At 57.1% G+C, this 18175-nt stretch carries 20 protein-coding genes; 8 read left to right on the top strand and 12 right to left on the bottom strand.

Features of this window, described 5'->3' with window-relative positions; genetic code table 11:
* The 5 genes from EXR70_20325 to EXR70_20345 form a co-directional block, all read right to left on the bottom strand.
* Positions 1–242: hypothetical protein (locus EXR70_20325; GenBank protein ID MSP40840.1), on the bottom strand; the 242-nt coding region annotated here is incomplete at its 3' end.
* Between the two features lie 17 nt (positions 243–259).
* Positions 260–1279: a cupin domain-containing protein gene (locus tag EXR70_20330; protein ID MSP40841.1), complete on the bottom strand. Its 1020-nt coding sequence runs from the start codon at positions 1277–1279 to the stop codon at positions 260–262.
* Between the two features lie 49 nt (positions 1280–1328).
* A complete protein-coding gene (locus EXR70_20335; protein MSP40842.1) occupies positions 1329–1952 on the bottom strand; it encodes a flavin reductase family protein in 624 nt (207 codons plus the stop codon).
* 313 nt (positions 1953–2265) lie between these two features.
* A complete protein-coding gene (locus tag EXR70_20340; protein ID MSP40843.1) occupies positions 2266–3063 on the bottom strand; it encodes an SDR family oxidoreductase in 798 nt (265 codons plus the stop codon).
* Positions 3064–3111: 48 nt separating this feature from the next.
* The gene (locus tag EXR70_20345; GenBank protein MSP40844.1) at positions 3112–4140 is read right to left on the bottom strand and encodes a DUF475 domain-containing protein; all 1029 of its coding nucleotides are present in this window, start codon (positions 4138–4140) and stop codon (positions 3112–3114) included.
* Positions 4141–4220: 80 nt separating this feature from the next.
* On the opposite strand from EXR70_20345, the gene EXR70_20350 reads away from it, so the two are divergent.
* From EXR70_20350 to EXR70_20380, 7 genes are all read left to right on the top strand, one after another.
* Positions 4221–4451 carry a hypothetical protein gene (locus tag EXR70_20350; protein ID MSP40845.1) on the top strand — a complete coding sequence of 77 codons (231 nt, stop codon included), beginning with the start codon at positions 4221–4223 and terminating at the stop codon, positions 4449–4451.
* 145 nt (positions 4452–4596) lie between these two features.
* Positions 4597–5919, top strand: coding sequence for a hypothetical protein (locus tag EXR70_20355; protein MSP40846.1), 1323 nt, complete (start codon positions 4597–4599; stop codon positions 5917–5919).
* A 55-nt stretch (positions 5920–5974) separates the two neighbouring features.
* Positions 5975–6307, top strand: a complete 333-nt coding sequence (locus EXR70_20360) for a hypothetical protein (GenBank protein ID MSP40847.1) — start codon at positions 5975–5977, stop codon at positions 6305–6307.
* Between the two features lie 433 nt (positions 6308–6740).
* Positions 6741–7112, top strand: a complete 372-nt coding sequence (locus tag EXR70_20365) for a hypothetical protein (GenBank protein MSP40848.1) — start codon at positions 6741–6743, stop codon at positions 7110–7112.
* On the top strand, positions 7046–7498 hold the full coding sequence (locus EXR70_20370) for an ABC transporter substrate-binding protein (protein ID MSP40849.1): 453 nt from the start codon (positions 7046–7048) through the stop codon (positions 7496–7498). Before EXR70_20365 ends, EXR70_20370 begins: the two co-directional genes overlap by 67 nt.
* Positions 7499–7589: 91 nt before the next feature.
* Entirely contained in the window at positions 7590–7949 is a 360-nt protein-coding gene (locus EXR70_20375; GenBank protein ID MSP40850.1) for a hypothetical protein, read from the top strand.
* Positions 7950–7972: 23 nt separating this feature from the next.
* On the top strand, positions 7973–9841 hold the full coding sequence (locus tag EXR70_20380) for a hypothetical protein (GenBank protein ID MSP40851.1): 1869 nt from the start codon (positions 7973–7975) through the stop codon (positions 9839–9841).
* A 65-nt stretch (positions 9842–9906) separates the two neighbouring features.
* On the opposite strand, the gene EXR70_20385 is transcribed toward EXR70_20380, so the two are convergent.
* The 6 genes from EXR70_20385 to EXR70_20410 form a co-directional block, all read right to left on the bottom strand.
* Positions 9907–10746: an aldo/keto reductase gene (locus tag EXR70_20385; GenBank protein ID MSP40852.1), complete on the bottom strand. Its 840-nt coding sequence runs from the start codon at positions 10744–10746 to the stop codon at positions 9907–9909.
* Positions 10747–10815: 69 nt separating this feature from the next.
* Positions 10816–12189 (bottom strand): pyruvate carboxylase subunit B, encoded by a 1374-nt coding sequence (locus tag EXR70_20390; GenBank protein ID MSP40853.1) that lies wholly within the window; start codon positions 12187–12189, stop codon positions 10816–10818.
* A gap of 27 nt (positions 12190–12216) precedes the next feature.
* Complete coding sequence (locus tag EXR70_20395; GenBank protein MSP40854.1) at positions 12217–12762, bottom strand: hypothetical protein; 546 nt, start codon at positions 12760–12762, stop codon at positions 12217–12219.
* Positions 12755–13588, bottom strand: coding sequence for a tetratricopeptide repeat protein (locus tag EXR70_20400; GenBank protein ID MSP40855.1), 834 nt, complete (start codon positions 13586–13588; stop codon positions 12755–12757). Before EXR70_20400 ends, EXR70_20395 begins: the two co-directional genes overlap by 8 nt.
* Positions 13589–13774 carry a hypothetical protein gene (locus EXR70_20405; GenBank protein ID MSP40856.1) on the bottom strand — a complete coding sequence of 62 codons (186 nt, stop codon included), beginning with the start codon at positions 13772–13774 and terminating at the stop codon, positions 13589–13591.
* Between the two features lie 119 nt (positions 13775–13893).
* On the bottom strand, positions 13894–15507 hold the full coding sequence (locus tag EXR70_20410; GenBank protein MSP40857.1) for a hypothetical protein: 1614 nt from the start codon (positions 15505–15507) through the stop codon (positions 13894–13896).
* 457 nt (positions 15508–15964) lie between these two features.
* On the opposite strand from EXR70_20410, the gene EXR70_20415 reads away from it, so the two are divergent.
* Positions 15965–16249, top strand: coding sequence for a putative toxin-antitoxin system toxin component, PIN family (locus EXR70_20415; GenBank protein ID MSP40858.1), 285 nt, complete (start codon positions 15965–15967; stop codon positions 16247–16249).
* A gap of 367 nt (positions 16250–16616) precedes the next feature.
* Here EXR70_20415 and EXR70_20420 read toward each other — a convergent pair.
* Positions 16617–18175: hypothetical protein (locus EXR70_20420; protein MSP40859.1), on the bottom strand; the 1559-nt coding region annotated here is incomplete at its 5' end.

Below are 18175 nucleotides of genomic sequence, written 5' to 3' on the forward strand. Positions count from 1 at the left end.
GAGTAATTGATGCTGCCGCTGGCCAGCGCGGCGCGATCGACCTCGGTGCGCGTGAGGAGCAGTTTGACGTCGAGATTCTGCTCGCGAAAGAAACCCCGTTGGCGCGCCACCTCGGCGGGCAAGAACGTGATGCTCGGACCGGCGTACGAAATCAGCACTTCGTCAAGTGGCAACGCCAGTGTCGGCGCTAAAAGACCCAGCAAAACAATCACGAATAATATTTGAAATCTGAAATTTGCCATGTGAAATGCGCGCGAAGTTACGCCCGCGTCTCCTCGCGGTACAGTTCCAGCGCGCGCAGCGTCGGTGCATCGCTCATGGTAAAGAGAATCGCTTCGTCGGATGATGAAATGACGTGCCGGTGCGGATACCAGAGCGGCACGACGAAGGTGTCGCCCTGCTGCCATTCGAATTGCTGCTCGCCGATCTGCGTCGTGCCGCGGCCGCGGAACACATGATACATCGCGGTACTGGTGTGGCGGTGGGTTGCCGTTTCTTCTTTCGCTGGAAGCAGTTGCAGCGCGCATTGGATTGTCGTCATCGTCGGCCCGCCGGTCACCGGATTGCGATACTCAAGCAAATAACCATCGAAGCGATCGCGATTCGCCGGCACTTTCGTCAATGCGCGCAGCGCAGGCTCGGTGGCGCGCCATTTGTAGTGAAAGAAATCAGCGCGCGATTGGCCGTCACGATTATTTTGTACATCCGCGCTACTCATCTCGATCGCTTGGCGGCGCTCAGTATAGCGCTCTTGCATCACTTGCTGCAGCGCCGTGACCAACGGAAAATCCAAACCGTCGAGCCAAAGCATCGGCTCGGTCGAATCGTTGGAGTGATCGTGCCAAGTGAGCTTCGGCGTAAGAATTAAGTCGCCAGGCTCCATCACGCATTGCTGGCCGTTCACCGTCGTGTAAGCGCCGTTGCCCTGAATCACGAAACGCAGCGCCGCCGGCGTGTGGCGGTGCGCGCGCGCGTTTTCGCCGGGCTTGACGTATTGGAACGAGACTTGGATCGTGTGCGTGGCGAAACCATTTTTCTTATCGAGACCCGGATTGACCAAGCGCACGACGCGCCGCTCGCTGTTCTCCAGACTGATCACTTCACCGGCGCGCACCAGACTTTCGTAAACATCGGCCCACTTCCACAAACAAGGTTCGACCGAAGTCACCGGATGATCCGGCAGCCCTTCCATACCGAGCCGCCAGTAGCCGGAAAGATTTTTCCCGGCCATGTCGCGGTCGAGATTTTTCACGCTATCTTTGCGAACTCGCTGATTCATTCTTCACCACTCCGATTTCCGAAACCCCTTACCCCTCACTCCTTACCCCTTACTTCGGAAAAGTTCGCGGCGGTATCGGTTCGTTGTAAACCATATCGATCCACATGGGCTGGTACGATGCGACGAAGCCGTTCTTGTAAGCGTTGCCGCAGTAATGCGCCGGTTTCAGTTTGTCCCAGATAATTTTGCCGCTGGCTTCGATGCAGTCCTCGTCCGCCGAAGCGGCGACGACTTTACCGCAGACCATGAGACGGTGCAGCCACTGCTTGGTCCACTCGACTTTGCATTCGAAATGACTTTTGAAGTCGGCGATGCGCGGCGGCTTGACCGCCTTGGATGCCAGCGCTGTCAGCCCGGCTTTTTCCAGTTCGTTGACCCCAGGAGGGAATTCAAGACCGCAGACCCGTACCTTTTCAAGGATCTCGCGGTCGTGCGACGGCACGTTGACGACGAATTCGCCGTTGGCGAGAATATTATTGTAAGTATCTTTGCCTTCCGCAGTGGTGAACGAGAGGTACACCGGGTCATGGCACACTCGCACGCAAGTGCCGTAGGACGCTGCGTTGACCCGGCCGTCGTTGTCCGCTGTCGTAATCGTGACCAGACAGGCGCTGGGCGCGAATAGCTTATCCCAATGTTCGCTCGGCACATCGATTTTGTTCACAGCAGCCATAGTGAATTCCTCCCATCAGTCAATTGCAGTTCGGAAATTAGCCGAAACGAAAGTGCGACGTCAAATAGATTTCTTCCCATCGCTTCGAAACAATCAGGCCGACTCGCTAGTTAAAAAGTGTCATCGGCTCGGTCCTCGGCAGCGCAATCGGATGGTCGCACGGCGCATCGAGACACGCCCACAAGTCGCGGTGACTCGACAGATTGAATCGCAGTATCGCTAGGAGATTCGACAGACTCTAGCTCCAGGTCGATTTCGGCAAGAGAGACTTGAACAGCAGCGAGGAATTGAGAATTGGGCGATCTCGCACTCGCTACTCCCCGCCGTTGACGTCGATAATCGCGCCACTGACGAAGCTCGAGGCTTCGGAAGCGAGAAACAGCGCAACGCTGGCGACTTCATCCGCCGTGCCGGCGCGCCCCAGTGAAATCTTTTTGATCGCGTCGCCAAACATCTCTTGGCGATTGGTTCCCGCCGGCCGCGGCGTGTCGATGATGCCGGGCGCAATCGCGTTGACGCGAATCTCCGGTCCCCAATGTTGCGCCATGTGAATCGTCAGGTTCATCACCGCCGCCTTCGCCGTGCCATAGGCCGCCATGTCGGCGCGTTCTTTTTTCGTGCCGCGGCCGGAGATCGAACCGATGTTGACGATGCTGCCTTTGCCCGCTGACTTCATCGCCGGCGCGACAGCTTTGGCGCAGAGAAACGCGCTTTTGGTGTTGACCTCGTAAGCTTTCATGAAATCTTCCGGCGTCAGTTCTAACAACGGCGCGCGATTGAAGGCCGGCATGAATGGATTGCGGCTGTAGGAGCCGCCGGCGACGTTGACCAAAACATCGACGCGGCTAAATTTCTCCAGGGTTTGCTCGACCAACGTTTTTACCTGCGCCTCGTCGGAAACATCCACCGCCAAGCCAAATGCCTTGACCCCAAGCGCTTCAACTTCCTGCACCACCGGCGGGATCGAGTCCGGCGGCAGCGACGCGATGACGATGTTCGCGCCAGCCTTGGCAAATGCGACCGCGCAGGCTCTGCCAATTCCGCCGCTGCCGCCGGTGATAATCGCGGTTCGTCCTTGCAAAGAAAATCGCGAGAGATCCAGGTTGCTCATGACAGCTCCTCAGGCAAAAAATAAATCGCGCGTGATTTGACGATCGGCTCACGTACCCCGTGCCCGGCGATTGTAGCGCAGCGAATCGAGAAAGGACGCGATGATAAAAGCGCCGCCGATCAATCCGGTCACGATCTCCGGCACGTGGACGACCGCGTTGACAAACATCATCACCGCCAAGGCGATGATCGCGTAGAACGCGCCGTGCTCCAGGTAGCGATAGGACGTGAGCGTTTCTTGCTCGACCAACATGATCGTCAGGCTGCGCACGAACATGGCGCCGATGCCCAGACCGATGGCGATAACGAACATGTTGTTCGATAACGCGAAGGCGCCGATCACACCGTCGAAGCTGAAACTGGCGTCGAGCACTTCGAGATAGAGAAACGATGCTAAGCCGCTCTTGGCGACTCCTTGAGTCACTGCGGCTTCGACGTTGAGCAGCGCCGAGACGCCGTCCACGGCGATGTAAGTCACCAAGCCGAACAGTCCGGCGACGAGAAACTCGACTTGCTCCTGCCCCGCCATGTGGGTCGAAATGAAGTAGAGCACGAGCAACACCAGCCCCAGTTCCACCGCCTCGATGCGTCCGAGGCGCGTCAGCGGCCGTTCGATGACGGCGATCCAGTGCAGTTCTTTTTCCTGATTGAAAAAATGTCTCAGGCCGACCATCGCTAGAAACGCGCCGCCGAAGGCCGACACCGTCACATGGGCGCTGGTGAGCACGCGCGAGTATTCGTCGGGGTGCGACGCCGCCATCACCAGCGCCGAGAGCGGATCGATGCGCGCGATGATCGCGACGATGATCAGCGGAAACACGATCCGCATGCCGAACACCGCGATGGCGATGCCCCAGGTGATGAAGCGCTGGCGCCACAGCGGCGTCATGGTTTTCAAAACGCTGGCGTTCACCACCGCATTGTCGAAGGAGAGCGAAACCTCGAGGGTCGCCAGCACCGCGACGATGAACATAGATGAGAGCGCGCCGATCAAGCTGCGCTCGGCCTCCCAGCCCAAAAATGCGCCGAGCACCAGACCGACCAGCGTCACTAAAAACGAGTTACGAAAGTACGCCATAACGGGACACAGGGTTCGCTGTCAAATAACCCAATCCTCGCGCCCTGTCTACAGCTATGCGCAACTTTTCCTGATATTCCATGTTGCCGCGCGCTCAAACGGCATCGTTTCGCTTGTATGTAGGTGGTTCGGTATCAAATATTTGCCAACTAAGACGCGCCATCGCCGATCCCAATTGGATCAAAAGCATCGTCTCAAGGGGCATCTACGATTACATCCTCAAGCCCTACACCGCCCACACCATCGCGCGCTTGAACGCGACCCTCGAACGGCTCAAAGCCGATCTCACGAAATCGACAAGCCCCAAGTAATTCATTCTGCCTCAGCCATTTGTTGCCACCGCGTTTTTTTCTTGTCGTTCAGATCGGAACAGGATAACCCTAAGTCGGCGGCCAACGGCGGCTGACTTAGCTCCATCGCCACTGCCGAATCATTTCATTCAGCGAAGGAATGCCGATGCCACGCTCAATACTTGCGATTCTGTTTATCGTCACCCTACTGCTCCCGACCGATGGTTTAACGCAGAGCAATCCCACTTATATCCAATTCTCTCCCGCCGCGGTCAAAGCCGCGCTTTACAAACCCGATGCACCTCAGCTGCCGGCGCATGTGGGAATTTTAGTCGTGCATCGTACTTCCAATGTCATGGGCAGCTTGTCGTGCGTCGAGCTCGCCAAGCGCGGCTTCATGGTGCTGTGTCTGAACCCACGCTCGGACAACAATGAAGCGCTGGTGAAATGGGAGACCATGGCCCTCGACGTAAAATCAGGTGTCAACGTTTTGAAGAAGCAGCCGGGCATCACCAAAGTCTTGCTGCTCGGCGGCAGCGGCGGCGGCCCGACCATGAGCTTTTATCAAGCGGTGGCGGAAAACGGCATAGCCTACTGTCAGCAGCCGCAGAAACTGATGAAGTGCGGCAAAGAGCTTGCCGACTTGCCGAAAGCCGACGGCATCATTTTCCGCGACGCCCATCCGGGAAATCCGGTGATCGCCGGCGTGCGCAATTTGAATCCCGCCGTGATCAACGACGCCGCGGTGATGAACGACAATCGCCCGGTAAAAATCGATCCGGCGCTGGACCCGTTCGATCCCAAGAACGGCTACAATCCCAAAGGGCCGTCGAGCTATTCGGAGAAATTCAAGAAAGCTTATTTCGAAGGCCAAGCCAAGCGCATGAATCGCTTGATCGCGCTGGCCCAGGAGCGTTTGCGCCGCATCGAGGCGAGCGCTTATCCCAACGACGACGCGCCGTTTGTCATTGCGCGCGGCGACGCCGGCAAACTGTTTCAACTCGACTTGAGTATCCTGCACAGCACCGCGGCGCCGCGCAAACTGCTCAAGAACGACGGCACGATTGACGCCTGCTGCGTCATTGAGAGCGTGCGCGTCGCCGTGCCCGACATCGCCAAGCAAAACCCGACCTTCGACGGCGGCACATTGTTTTTAACCGTGCGCTCCTTCCTGAGCGCCAATGCGGTGCGCGCCACCAACTCGCTGGACGGCCTCGATCACTGCTCGAGCAACAATTCGACGATCTGCGCGTTGCAACAGATTTCCGTGCCGGTGCTCTTCGGCGCCATGAGCGGCCACTACTTCGTGCGCGACAACGAGATTCATTATGAAGTCGCCAAGAGCGCCGACAAAGATTTCATCACCGTCGAAGGCGCCACCCACGGCATCACGCCCTGCACCGAGTGCGAGAAAACCCCAGGGCAGTATTCCAACACGGTGAAAAACTTTTTCGACTACGTCGCCAAATGGGTCAACGCCAGGTTTTGATGCACGGAGATTCTGCGATGCACTACTTCATTCTCGTCATGGCAACGACCGCGATATTGTTCTTCGCCACGGCGCCGCCATCGGCGGCAGCGTCGAGGGCGAAGAGATCGCCGCGCCGCGCTTCGATCCGTTCTGGAAAAAAACCGAGGAGCTGCAAGCGCTGATCTTCATCCATCCGCAGACCGCGCCGCAATCGACCGGTATCGCCAAGCGCGTTCAAGGCAGCGGCGCGCTGGGCAGTGTCATCGGCAACCCCTTGGAAACTTCCATCGCGCTCGCCCACCTAATCTTCGAAGGCACCCTCGACCGCTTCCCCAAGGTGAAAATCTGCGGCGCCCACGGCGGTGGATTTCTGCCGTCCTACGCCGCGCGCATGGATCACGGCTGATCCGTGTTCCCCGACAATTGCAAAGGTCCGACGTTGAAAAAAAAGCCGAGTGAGTATTTGAAACAGCTCTATTTCGATTCCTTGGTCTTTACCGGCGAAGCGCTGCGTCATCTGGTCAACGAGCACGGCGCCAGCCAAATCATGATCGGCACCGACTACGCCGTGCCCTAGGTGAAAGATCCGGTCGATCATGTGCTCAAGACGCCGGGTTTGAACAATGCCGAGCGCATCGCCATCCTCGGCGGCAACGCTGCCAAGCTGATGAGAACAACGACTTGAGCAGAGAGACCTCCACGGTGAAGCCGCAACTAAAGAGCCAAATAATTATTCACCACGAAGGACACGAAGATCACGAAGTTCGAAACTTAATTTTCTTAAACCCTTCGTGTGCTTCGTGCACTTCGTGGTGAATTCCGACTTTGTCGAGGGTCCTATGAAAAAATTTACTTTACTAGCCGCAGCCATCGCTATCATCGTCCCCTTGAGTCTCGATACCGTGCGCGCGGCTGAAATCACCTTGATCGGACCGGGCGGCATCCGCGCCGCGGCAACGGAATTGATCGAAGCCTTTGAAACAACCACGGGCCACAAAGTCAAAGCCACCTTCGGCTCGGGCGGCGGGACTAAGCAACAGGTGATCAACGGCGAACCGTTCGACGTACCAATCGTGCAACTGCCGTTGGAACCGGTCATCGCCTCGAGTCACGTCGTCGCCTCTAGTGAAACGCTTGTCGCAGCGTGGCGGTCGGCCTCGCCGTGCGCAGCGGCGCGCCCAAGCCGGACATCTCCAGCGCCGAAGCGGTAAAACGGCTGCTGCTCGGCGCCAAAGCCATCGCCTATCCCAACGCCGCCGGCGCCGGCGTGAGCATGAACGCGACGCTGGCAAAACTCGGCATCGCCGAGGCGATGAAAGGAAAAATCAAAATCGCCCAAGCCGGCCGCGGCGCCATGGAACTGCTCGCCAAGGGCGAAGTCGATTATGGCCTGACCTACATCAGCGAAATCATCACCGCGCCCGGCGTCGAGGTGGTCGGCCCGCTACCGCGTGAAATCTCGCCTCCGACGGCATTGGTCGGCTTCGTCTCGGCCCAGGCAAAAAATTCGGCAGCAGCCACCGCGCTGCTACGTTTCATGACCTCCCCCGACGCCGCCAAAGTGTACCGGCAGAGCGGCATGGAACCGGGACGTTGAAACGCGCGCGAGCATTCTTCACGATACCGTTGACAGCGGCGCGTTTTAGCGGCTACTCTCCGGGAAAATTTATTCGACGAGGAATCCGTTAATGAATCTTCGCTTCGCGATCGTTTTGCTCTTACTCACTGGCGCGCCGCTGTCCGCCGCCGACCATCACGCGAGCCATCAGACGCCGCAGCAGCAGCTCGGCCGCCGCCTATTCGAGCAATCCTGCGGCGTCTGCCACACCCGGCCGACGTTGATTTCCGGCATGTATGGACCGGAGCTGTCGAGACTCAATCTCGGCGGCCAGGAAGATCTGCTGCGCATGTTCATCAGCAACGGCACAGCGCGCATGCCGGGCTTCAAGTACACTTACAATCCCGAACAGATCGGCGCCATCGCCGCCTACGTCAAAACCCTCGAACCCGGCAATCAAAACGTGCCGACCGCGCCGCCGGCGAAATAGCTGGGCCAACAAACAATCTCTCTATGAGAATCGCCATGAAAATTTTACGCCGTCTTTTCATTGCCAATCCAATCGCCATCTCGATGGCGGTATTGTGGTACTCGGCGGCATTCGCCGACGCGCCGCTCACCGGCGCGATCGCCTCGGCGGCGGGAGAAAAAATGGCCGGCGTGACGGTGTCCGCCAAAGCGGAAAAGTCGACCATCACCACCAGCGTCTACAGCGACGAGTCGGGCAACTATTATTTTCCACCGCTGCCCAACGGCAAATATAAAGTCTGGGCTCAGGCGCTGACCTTTCACCGCGCCATCGGCGATGTCGAAGTGAAAAACAAAACCGCCCGGCGCAACTTCGTCATGCAGCCGATCAAGAACCAAGAGGATTGGATTCGCCAGCTGCCCGGCGACGAACTACTCGCCGCGTTGCCGAGCGAGACCTCGGAAGACTATCGGATGAAAACTCAGGTGCGGAAAAATTGCACCGGCTGCCACAGCGCCAGTTATCCGCTGCAATTCCGCTTCGACGAAGAAGGTTGGAATAAAATTCTCGACTTGATGAAACATGTCAGCGTCCAAGGCGTCTACTTAGGCGCCGATCACAAGGCGTCGCCCAACATCGACTTTCACCAAAAAAAATTGGCCGCTTATCTCACCCGCGCCCGCGGCCCCGGCGAGACTTCGATGAAGTTCAAACTGCTGCCGCGGCCCGCCGGCGAAGCGGCGCGGGTGGTGATCAAAGAGTACGACTACCCGATGGAGGGCGGCCATACGTTATCGATGGACGGCAGTGACTGGTCGCTCGGCACCGGTTCGGGCATGAACCACGTCGCCGGCGTGCACGACGCCCAGATGGATTTCAACGGCAACATTTGGATCACCTATTCGCACACCAGCATGGCCACCACCATCGGCCGGATCGACGGCAAAACCGGCGTGATGAAAAATTTTAAACTCGAAGATCAAAAAGGCATCGCCGCCGGCACTCACGGCATCACCCGCGATGAAAACGGCATGCTTTGGTTCAACGTTCGTTCCAACGTCCTGCGCGGCCGCGGCGGGCTGGCGAAAGTCGATCCAAAGACGGAAAAAATTTCCGTCTACCTGCCGCCCGAACCGCTGTCCGGCACGGCGGGAACTTTGGATGCCGACTTGAACGGCAACATTTGGGTGACCGCGCCGGACGGCGCGCTGCGTTTCAACATCAAAGAAGAAAAGTTCAGCGAATTTAAATCGCTGACCTATAAAAATCCCCACGGCACCGCGACGGTCTACGGCCTCGCCGCCGACCGCGTCGGCAACGGCTGGTGGCTCTTGATGTCCCAGGACTTGGTCGACTACAGCGATATCAAAACCGGCAAGAGCGGCGAGTTCAAACTACCGCCGGAAAAACTCGTCTTGGAGAGGTTGAACGAGGAACAAAAGAAGCTCTATGCGAGCACCAGTTTTCAGCCGGACTTCAATATGCCCTTCGCCTGGGCCCAGGCGCCGCGCCGCATGGGCACCGATAAAAATGGCGATTACGTCTACGTCGGCAATTCTTTCGGCGGCAACCTAGCCAAGATCAACATCCACAGCAAAGAAACCACGCTGATCCCTCTGCCCAATCCCGAGACTCAGCAGCCCTACCAAGTCACTGTCGACAAGGATCACAATGTCTGGACCCATCTGTGGAGCACCGACAAAGTCGCCAAGTACGATCCCACCGCCGACAAGTGGACGCTGTTCGATCTACCCAACCGCGGCACCGAATCGCGCCACATCTCGCTGCTCGAACAGCCCGGTCAACCGATGAAGATCGTCGTTCCCTACGAACGCACGCGCAAAGTCGCGGTCATCACGCCGCGCAGCGAAGCGGAGATCACAGCGCTCAAGAAACGGGTTGGTCCGAGGTAGGGGCGTATTGTATACGCCCGGTGGTGGTGTGGCTGTCTCGGCGGTGAACTATCCGAAAACTCAAATCACAGCACGATCGTTTCAATCAACTCAACTTCATCCGCCGTCAGCGAAAACTTTTCCGCCGCCAAATCCTCTTGCATATGTTGCGCGCTGGTGGTGCCGGTCAGCGGCAGCATGCCGACCTGCATGGCGAAGCGAAAAATCACCTGAGCTGGGCCGGTGCCGACACGCCGGGCGATGGCGTGAAGCTCCGGCGCAGCGAACACATCGCGATTGGCTGTGAGCAGAGAAAACCCCTGGTAAATAATTCCCTGGGCCCGGCAAATTTCGCGCACCGGTTTATCCCACCCTTGCACCGCGAAGCAACGGTTCTGCACCATCATCGGCCGCACCTTCGCCTTGTCGCAGAGTTCGGCCAACTGCGCCGCGCCGACGTTGCTAATGCCGAGCATTTTAGTTTTCCCGGCATGATAAAACTCTTCCATCGCCGCCCACACCTGCCAATCCGCCGCGCCCAACCCGCGCCGGGAAAACGGCGCGTGCAGAACATAGGAGTCGAGATAGTCGGTGCCGAGATGGCTCAGCGAACTGGCGAAGGATTGGCGCACTTGAGTGGTGAGATCGGCCGAAGCATCGTACGGCGTGCGATGATCCTGGCCGTCGGCGGAAGTAAACTTGGTTTGGACAAACAGCCGCTCGCGTGTGATGCCTTTCATCGCCAACGCTTGCAACGCTTCGCCGACCAGTGCCTCTTGGTAGTGAATCAGCTGATTGGCGGTGTCGATGGCGGTGAAGCCCGACTCCACGGCCAACTCCACCAAGCGCGCCGTCGCCTCTTTTTTCCACGCCGTGCCGTACATGAACGACGGCACCGGGATCTGATTGTAGGTGATTAACGGCATAAAGCGTTGCCAATTGCCGAGCGTAAAGCAGCGACCTTCGATTGCGATAATCGGGGAACGATGCGCGATTTAATGGGCAGAGGCTTCCACGGAACCCTGCTGCCGATGATTTTTCCGCCACTGAAAAAAATCCTTGGCGATCTCCGGGAACAGCGCGTAAGTCAACACATCTTCTTCGCTCTCGGCCAAGCCGAGGGAATCCTGGCGCGCTTGATCGAGACCCGGCTTGAGCAGATCGGCGGGCCGGCAAGTGATCGGCGATTTTTTGCCGAGCACTTTCTGTTTCATCTCGTCGCTCACCTGGCCGGGCGCTTCGCCGTAAAGGCCCATAACGTAATTACGCGTTTCCATGTTGACCACGGAATAGCGTTTGCCGGTCATGACGTTGAGCGCGGCTTGGGCGCCGACCATTTGGCTGGTCGGGGTGACTAGCGGTGGATAGCCAAGATCCTTGCGCACGTGAGGCATTTCCGCAAGCACCATTTCCAACTTGTCTTCGGCCTTTTGCTGGCGCAATTGGTTGACTAAATTAGACAGCATACCGCCGGGAATTTGCGAGATCAGCACGTCGGTCTTGATCTGATTGTTCACCGGGCTTTCAAATTCGGCGTAATGGGGCCGCACGCGCTGAAAATATTCGGCGATCTTGGCGAGCTTGCCGAGATTCAATCCGGTGTCATGGTTGGTGCCGAGGAGCGCCGCGACGATTTGCTCGGTGGCCGGCTGGGATGTCCCTTGAGAAAACGACGAGATCGCGCAGTCGAGAATATCGGCGCCCGCCTCGATCGCCATCATGTAAGTCATCTGCGCCAAACCGGCGGTGCAGTGGGAATGGAGATGCAGCGGCAGCTTGATGCGCGATTTGATTTTTTTGATGATCTCGTAGGCGGCGTAGGGGGCCAAGATACCGCCCATGTCTTTCAAGCATATGATCTGCACGCCCATCTCGGCGAGCTTTTCCGCCACCCGGAGAAAATAATCCGGCGAATGCACCGGACTGATGGTGTAACAAACCGTACCCTCCACCAACTTGCCGGTTTTCAAGCCGGCGTCGATGGAGGTCTTCATGTTGCGTACGTCGTTCATGGCGTCGAAGATGCGAAACACGTCTATGCCGTTGGCGGCGGCGCGTTGAACGAAGGCTTCGACGATGTCGTCGGGATAATTCTTATAGCCCACCACGTTTTGGCCGCGCAGGAGCATTTGCAGACGGGTCTTGGGCAGCGCCGCGCGCAGTTTGCGCAAGCGCTCCCAGGGACATTCTTTGAGAAAACGCAGCGTCGCGTCGAAAGTCGCGCCGCCCCAAGCTTCCAGCGACCAGTAGCCGATGTCGTCGAGCTCGGCGCAGATCGGCAACATGTCCTCGGTGCGCATGCGCGTCGCCACCAAGCACTGATGGGCATCGCGCAGCACGGTTTCCATGATCGCGATTTTTTCCGCCATGATGCTGTCGCTCCTTGCTAGCCGAGACTATTCGTAGAGCTCGCCCTGTTTGTCTTCCAAGCGAGCTTTTTCCGCGGAATCGATAACGTGAACGCCGTTCACTTCCTTGATCTTGGTGATGTCGTAGAAATATTCGGCGACTTCGAGACCTTGGTCGAACTCGTACATCTTGATCGCGTCCCAGGGGCAGATCTTCTTGTCGAGACGGTCCTCGGATTCGGTGCCGACCAGCTCCAGCTCAAATTTCTTGGGTAGCTGTTCGGTTTCGAGCGGTTTTTTCGAACTATCGTAGTATCGGCCCGCATACTCGCGAAATATTTCGCCAGTTTCTTTATGACGATGGATCTTAGTCAAATCGTCGCTGTAACACATTTGGCAGCCGATGCATTTGTCGTTATCGACCCAGACGCGGTAGGGTTTCAGTCCGCCGCCAGGGGTTTCTTCGTAGAGTAGATTGATGCAGTTCTCGACTGGACAATGCAGCTCGCAGATCGGTGAACCGGCGCAGCTCGAACAGTTTTCATTCATGACGGCCAACAGGGCCGTACCTTTGCGTTTCTTCGCTTCAGCCATTTACTTCCGTCCTTGCTTTCATGAACTTAGACTTCAAACCCCAAAGCACCGCGATGGTCAATAGCACCCACCAGTAACGGATCATGCCGATTCTACCCCATTCGAGCCAATAGACAAAATTGGGCGAGCGGGCGATCAGCTCGCTCAACGCCTGCTGGGCGCCGGCGTAATCTTTCGCTTCGCGGAGCGCTTGCGACAATCCATAAAGGGCGCCGTCGTCGCCGGGGTTGAGCTTGAGCGCCTGGTCGAAATCGCGCCGCGCTTCGGTCCATTTATACTGCTCGGCGAAAATGCCGCCGCGGGTCGTCAACGCCAGGGCGAACGCCGGTTTCAACTCGAGCGCTTTATTCAAACTGGCAACCGCCGGTTCGAGATCGCCTTGGCGTTTTTGCGCCGCCGCTAAATTGGCGTAAGCCTCGGCGCGATCGGGTTTGAGCTCGATGACTCTGCGATACTCGCGCAGCGCCGCATTGACATCGCCGCGCACTTCCAGCTCGACGTAACCGAGCAGCGTGTGCGCCTCGACATGATTGGCGTCGATGGCAAGCGCCTTTTTGATCGCCGCGACCGCTCTCTCAGGATCGCGCAAACGAAGCAGCGAGATGCCGAGAAACAGCTGCAAGTCGGCTTCGTTGGGATACTGTTTGAGCAATTCCTCGAAGACCGCTTTGGCCTCGCCGGCTTTGCCTTGGGCCAGCTCCTTACGCGCCTGCTGCCACCTCGTATCGTTCGCTAGCGAAGAACCGGACTCGCCGCTAAAAGCAGTTCCGCCCCACAACAAGATCGCGACGGCGACGGTGATAACCGCCAGCCTCGTCCGCACCATCTATTTCCACATTTCGTTGGGAATCTGGTCTTCTTTGCCTTCTTCAATGAGCTTGTCATTCCTGAACGCTTCGCGCATCCCCAGCCAAGTGAAGAAGATGACCAAAATGAGCATCGCGACAATCGGAATATTGTCCGGCTTGGTGACGATTTCGAGGAAATTTTGCAGTCCGCTCGGTTCTTCCATATTTTTTAAGCACCTATCAGCAAGAGATTATCTCGAAAGTATTAAAAAGCCGATTTAATGTCAACGAAATAGCGCGACCGTTCCGCACTCAGAGTTCAAAGCTTTTCTCTCAACCCTCGTCAATGACTCTGATGATGACCGCGCCCATGTTCGGTGCTGCGGAAAATCAGCGACTTGATCACCACCGGCACCGCCTTGGCGTCGGGCAGTTCCTGGCCGATGTCGACGAAGTCGAAATCTTTGAGATCGATGCCGTCGATGGAAATAATTCCCGCGCCGGGAATCAGTTCGCGCTCGATGATATTGCCCATCAGCTTGGCGATGTCGGCGTCGAACACCAACACCAGCGGCTGACCGTTGTCGATATGGCCTTTCATGGCGCTTACCAAACCTTCGGCCAAGGTACGAATCAACGGATAGGACGGCCCAAGTTCCCAACGAATCGCCAAAGCCACCGCCCGGTCGATATCGTCGGCGTCGAAGCGCGCCAACGCGCGCTCCACGGCGCCTTTGACATCCGCCGCGCTGATGGTCTCGACCTGCTCGAACTGCGGCGTGACCACCTGCAAGTTGCGCAGCGGCAGCAGTTCCGGATGGGAAAGATAAATCGTATTGCCGCTCACCTGAACGGTGTATTGCGACGCGCCGATGACCGTGGCACGGATGCGCACTTCGGCCGGCCGCAGCGGAATCTTGCCGCCGCCCAGCTGATTGGCGCGGGCGCGGACTTTTTTGCCGAACTGCGCGCCAAGATCGCCGAGATTGCGCTTCTCGTAGCCGTAAATGAATTCGGATACGCCGCCGGAAAACATCACCGCGTGGACCGGATCGCTGAAATCGAGGTTGGGCGTAAGTAAAAGATTCTCTACCTCCGGCGACAATTTGCCGCGCTCCAGCACTTCAAAAAGCGAATTGCACAGCGCTTGAGAGAACTTATCTTTCTGCTCATCGGTGATAGTGCCGCCAAGCTTGAGTCCTTCGATGCCCGCCATCTTGGCGAACTTCAGCGCCGTGTCTTCGAGCCGGTTGATCACGCCGTTCTCATCCATGGCGATCAGCCGGGCGCCGACTTCGACGGCGCAGGTGTCGACCACCTTGCCGCCTTTGACGATGGCGACCTTGCTGGTGCCGCCGCCGACATCGACGTTCATCACGGTGAAATCGCCGCCTTCATGATAGGTCATGTGCACCGCGCCGGAACCGTAGGCGGCCAAGATCGATTCTAAATTGTGGCCCGCGGTGGCGCAGATAAATTTCCCCGCCTCAGCTGAAAACAGCGCCGAGATCGCTTCGGCGTTTTTCTTCTTCACCGCTTCGCCGGTGACGATGATCGCGCCGGTGTCGATGTCTTCCGGCGTCAACTGCGCGTTGCGGTACGCTTCGTGGATAAAGTCGCCAAGCTTGTTGGTATCGATGGTGGTCTTATCGATGTAAGGCGTCAAGAGAATCGGCGATTCATGGAGAATCTCGCGGTTGACGACGACAAATCGGCTCGACAAAGCCACGCCCTGGCGGCGCAACGTCAAGCGGGAAAAAATTAAGTGCGAAGTCGAAGAACCGATGTCGATACCGACGGAGTTGAGCGTAATCCGCTCCGAGCGCCACATCGGATGGTTTTCATCCATCGCCCCTTCGTCGCCCTCGTCAAACTCGTCGTCATGTCCGTCGTGCAATTCCAATTTTTCCGGGTCCAAATTATCCATGCGCGCTAACAGTTCCTTTCCCAATGACACTTAAATATCGAATTTTCATAGCACATGCGCCCAGCCGTTGCCACCGATTAGCCACCAGCCGCAAATCCAAGTTCCGTAGCCCGGATGAAGCGCGAGCAAAATCCGGGAGGCTTTCATGGATTACGTTTCACTTCATCCAGACTACATGCTGGAAACCTGTCGGCATTGTCCGAAATCTCTAGATCAGGTAAGATTCTCCTCATGCAAAACGCTAAAGTCTCACAACCGATCGGAAAGCGAGTCAAAGTGCAGAGAGGGCGTCGAGCGGAAATTACCAATCTACCGTTTCCGGCGGGAAGCGAGATTGACGTAGTAGTTACTGCCGCAGAGGCTCGCACGAACAAGAAAAGTGGTGAGAGTATTTACGATTACACGGCGGCGGTCGTGCGAAGCAAGCGGATACCTCGTTACTCAATGAAGCAAATCGAGGAAATCATCCACCAAAGCCGGGCCAGTCGTGGCTAGGCGGGTAGTCCTCGATACCAACATCCTCATTTCTGGTTATCTTTGGAAAGGTCTACCGCGTCAGGCGATTGAAAAAGTTCGCCACAAAGAATGGACTCTGCTGGTCTCCAAAGACACAGTTGCCGAACTGATTCGGGTACTCGCCTACCGTAAGTTCGGCCTTTCTCCAGAAGAGATTCATCCCATCGTCGAAGACCTGTTACAAATAAGTGAAACCGTTGAAGTCACTACTAAGGTCGCAGCATCCAAGCTGATCTCACTGACAATATGTTCTTAGCGTTGGCGGTCGACGGAAGTGCCGAAGTGATCGTCTCAGGAGATCACCACCTGCTCGACATCCGACAATTTGCAGACGTTCCTATAATTCGCGTCCGTCGATTCCTCCAACTCTAATTCTACGGCATCACCCGTATCGTGTTCGCGGAATTTGGTTGCCGTGCCCTTAAAACGTGAAGCGGATTGAAATCAAATAATCAAAGCCAACCCGTTTTCCGTTTCGATGTTTCGTTTTCAAGATTGTAGTGATTGGCGAGCCTGACCCCAATTCTTTTCCACGCGGGGTGAATAGCTAAGCGCACGTTGAGCGCATCCGCGGGCCGCGCGACACGGGATTGAAGTCCTAATGGGCGACCCGATTTCCCTTCCTAAAAATCCTGGCCGTAGCCGTTCTGGCTGACGCCGTTGGCGCGGCCCGCCTCGATACGGGCTGTCGAAGCGAAATCCACGAAGTGGCCAAAGTCACCACTGACATCAACGACATCTACATTCAGGAACTTAAGAAGTTTCACCTTTAACGTCAGATGGAAGTTGAAAAGCGGCGCAAAAGGCGATGCATATGGGGTGACGCCGACGCACGCTTCGCCTTCGACCTTTGCGATTTGCTGTCCGTCAGCTTCAACGGTCAAGTCAGCGGACGCCGAGATTTGGGGCTTGCCGTCCTTACCCAAGCAGACACCATCAACACATAATCCCTCATTTCCCTTGGCCTCAATTTTGTCCTTTCCCCATTTAATAATCTTCTCGAAAAGATCGGGAAGCTTGCCATCTGCGTCGCGCCGGTTGACCGGATCGTTGAGTGCATATGCATACAAGTTTGAATCACCAACGCGAATACGTATCGGATCCTTCGCCGTCCACCTTCCCGCCTCCGCGTCGTAATCCCGCGCCCCAAAGCGCACCAGCTTGGTATCCTTGTCATACAGCCCGCCCGCAAAGCCGAACGGCTGGAAACCGGGATTGGTATCGTTCAGCACTTGGCCAAACTCGTCGTAGTCGATGCGTTGGGCGATAGTGCCGGTCGCGACATCCACCACCAACCGCGGGCTGCCGAGTCGATCGGTGATGATGCGGTATGTGACGCCGCCTTTGATTAGGTAATCCGGCACATTCACGCGCGTGGCATAGACGAAGCGGCTGACTACCGCATTGCTGCCATTGAGTTCGGCAATCGGTCGCAGCGTCCCTTGATACAAGAAGCCTTGCGTTAACACCCCGTTGACCTTCTTGCCGATACGTCGATTGCGGCCATCGATCAGGTAGTCGATGACGGTGCCGCTGGGCAGCGTGACCTTCAGCAAATTGCCGAGCGCGTCATATTCATAGGCGGTGGTCTGTACGCCGTTGACCTTGCCGAGTAGTTCACCGTTGGCAGTGTAGCTGTATGTCGTGCCGCCGTAGTTGGTGAGCCGGTCCTGCGCGTCAAAGCTCGCGCTCAACGCTGGCCCGGTGCGCGAGGTGCGGTTGCCGTTAAGATCATAACTGTAGCTACTCACTGGCACTGCGTCTTTGCTAACGGCGCTCAGACGCCCGGCGCTATCGTAACTGTAGCCGTAGCTGGCGCTGACGCCGCCGATGGTTTCAGTCATTTGCGTGGTCCGGCCCAGCGCATCGCGAGTATACGCGGCGTTGTAGATCGCCGTTGCATTGTAACGTGCGGTGTAGGCGCCGTACTCAGCCAAAGTGTTGTAGCTGTGACTATCGGTGACATTGCCCAAAGTGCTGCCGGTGAGCAGGCCGTTCTGCGCGTTGCGCGTCAGTGCCAGACTGCCGGCAGTGCTTAAGGAATCTCTGAACAAGTCATCTAGCAAGTCGTCTAATAACGAAGAGCAGAAAGACCGACAAGGTGAGGCGGGAGGAAAGAGCGTGGGGGAGCAGACAACGTTTGCGAGTTTGGCGTGGGCGAGAAAGAAAAAGCAGAGCAAGC

The sequence above is a fragment of the Deltaproteobacteria bacterium genome, assembly GCA_009692615.1.
Lineage (GTDB): Bacteria > Desulfobacterota > Binatia > UBA9968 > UBA9968 > DP-20.

Bases quoted from the DNA above. Each gene is read 5' to 3' on its own strand.
- EXR70_20365 (MSP40848.1), top strand. From the start codon at position 6,741: ATGAAAAAATTTACTTTACTAGCCGCAGCCATCGCTATCATCGTCCCC.
- EXR70_20335 (MSP40842.1), bottom strand. From the start codon at position 1,952: ATGGCTGCTGTGAACAAAATCGATGTGCCGAGCGAACATTGGGATAAG.
- EXR70_20405 (MSP40856.1), bottom strand. From the start codon at position 13,774: ATGGAAGAACCGAGCGGACTGCAAAATTTCCTCGAAATCGTCACCAAG.
- EXR70_20400 (MSP40855.1), bottom strand. From the start codon at position 13,588: ATGGTGCGGACGAGGCTGGCGGTTATCACCGTCGCCGTCGCGATCTTG.
- EXR70_20375 (MSP40850.1), top strand. From the start codon at position 7,590: ATGAATCTTCGCTTCGCGATCGTTTTGCTCTTACTCACTGGCGCGCCG.
- EXR70_20385 (MSP40852.1), bottom strand. From the start codon at position 10,746: ATGCCGTTAATCACCTACAATCAGATCCCGGTGCCGTCGTTCATGTAC.
- EXR70_20340 (MSP40843.1), bottom strand. From the start codon at position 3,063: ATGAGCAACCTGGATCTCTCGCGATTTTCTTTGCAAGGACGAACCGCG.
- EXR70_20345 (MSP40844.1), bottom strand. From the start codon at position 4,140: ATGGCGTACTTTCGTAACTCGTTTTTAGTGACGCTGGTCGGTCTGGTG.
- EXR70_20395 (MSP40854.1), bottom strand. From the start codon at position 12,762: ATGGCTGAAGCGAAGAAACGCAAAGGTACGGCCCTGTTGGCCGTCATG.
- EXR70_20355 (MSP40846.1), top strand. From the start codon at position 4,597: ATGCCACGCTCAATACTTGCGATTCTGTTTATCGTCACCCTACTGCTC.
- EXR70_20330 (MSP40841.1), bottom strand. From the start codon at position 1,279: ATGAATCAGCGAGTTCGCAAAGATAGCGTGAAAAATCTCGACCGCGAC.
- EXR70_20350 (MSP40845.1), top strand. From the start codon at position 4,221: ATGTTGCCGCGCGCTCAAACGGCATCGTTTCGCTTGTATGTAGGTGGT.
- EXR70_20390 (MSP40853.1), bottom strand. From the start codon at position 12,189: ATGGCGGAAAAAATCGCGATCATGGAAACCGTGCTGCGCGATGCCCAT.
- EXR70_20380 (MSP40851.1), top strand. From the start codon at position 7,973: ATGAGAATCGCCATGAAAATTTTACGCCGTCTTTTCATTGCCAATCCA.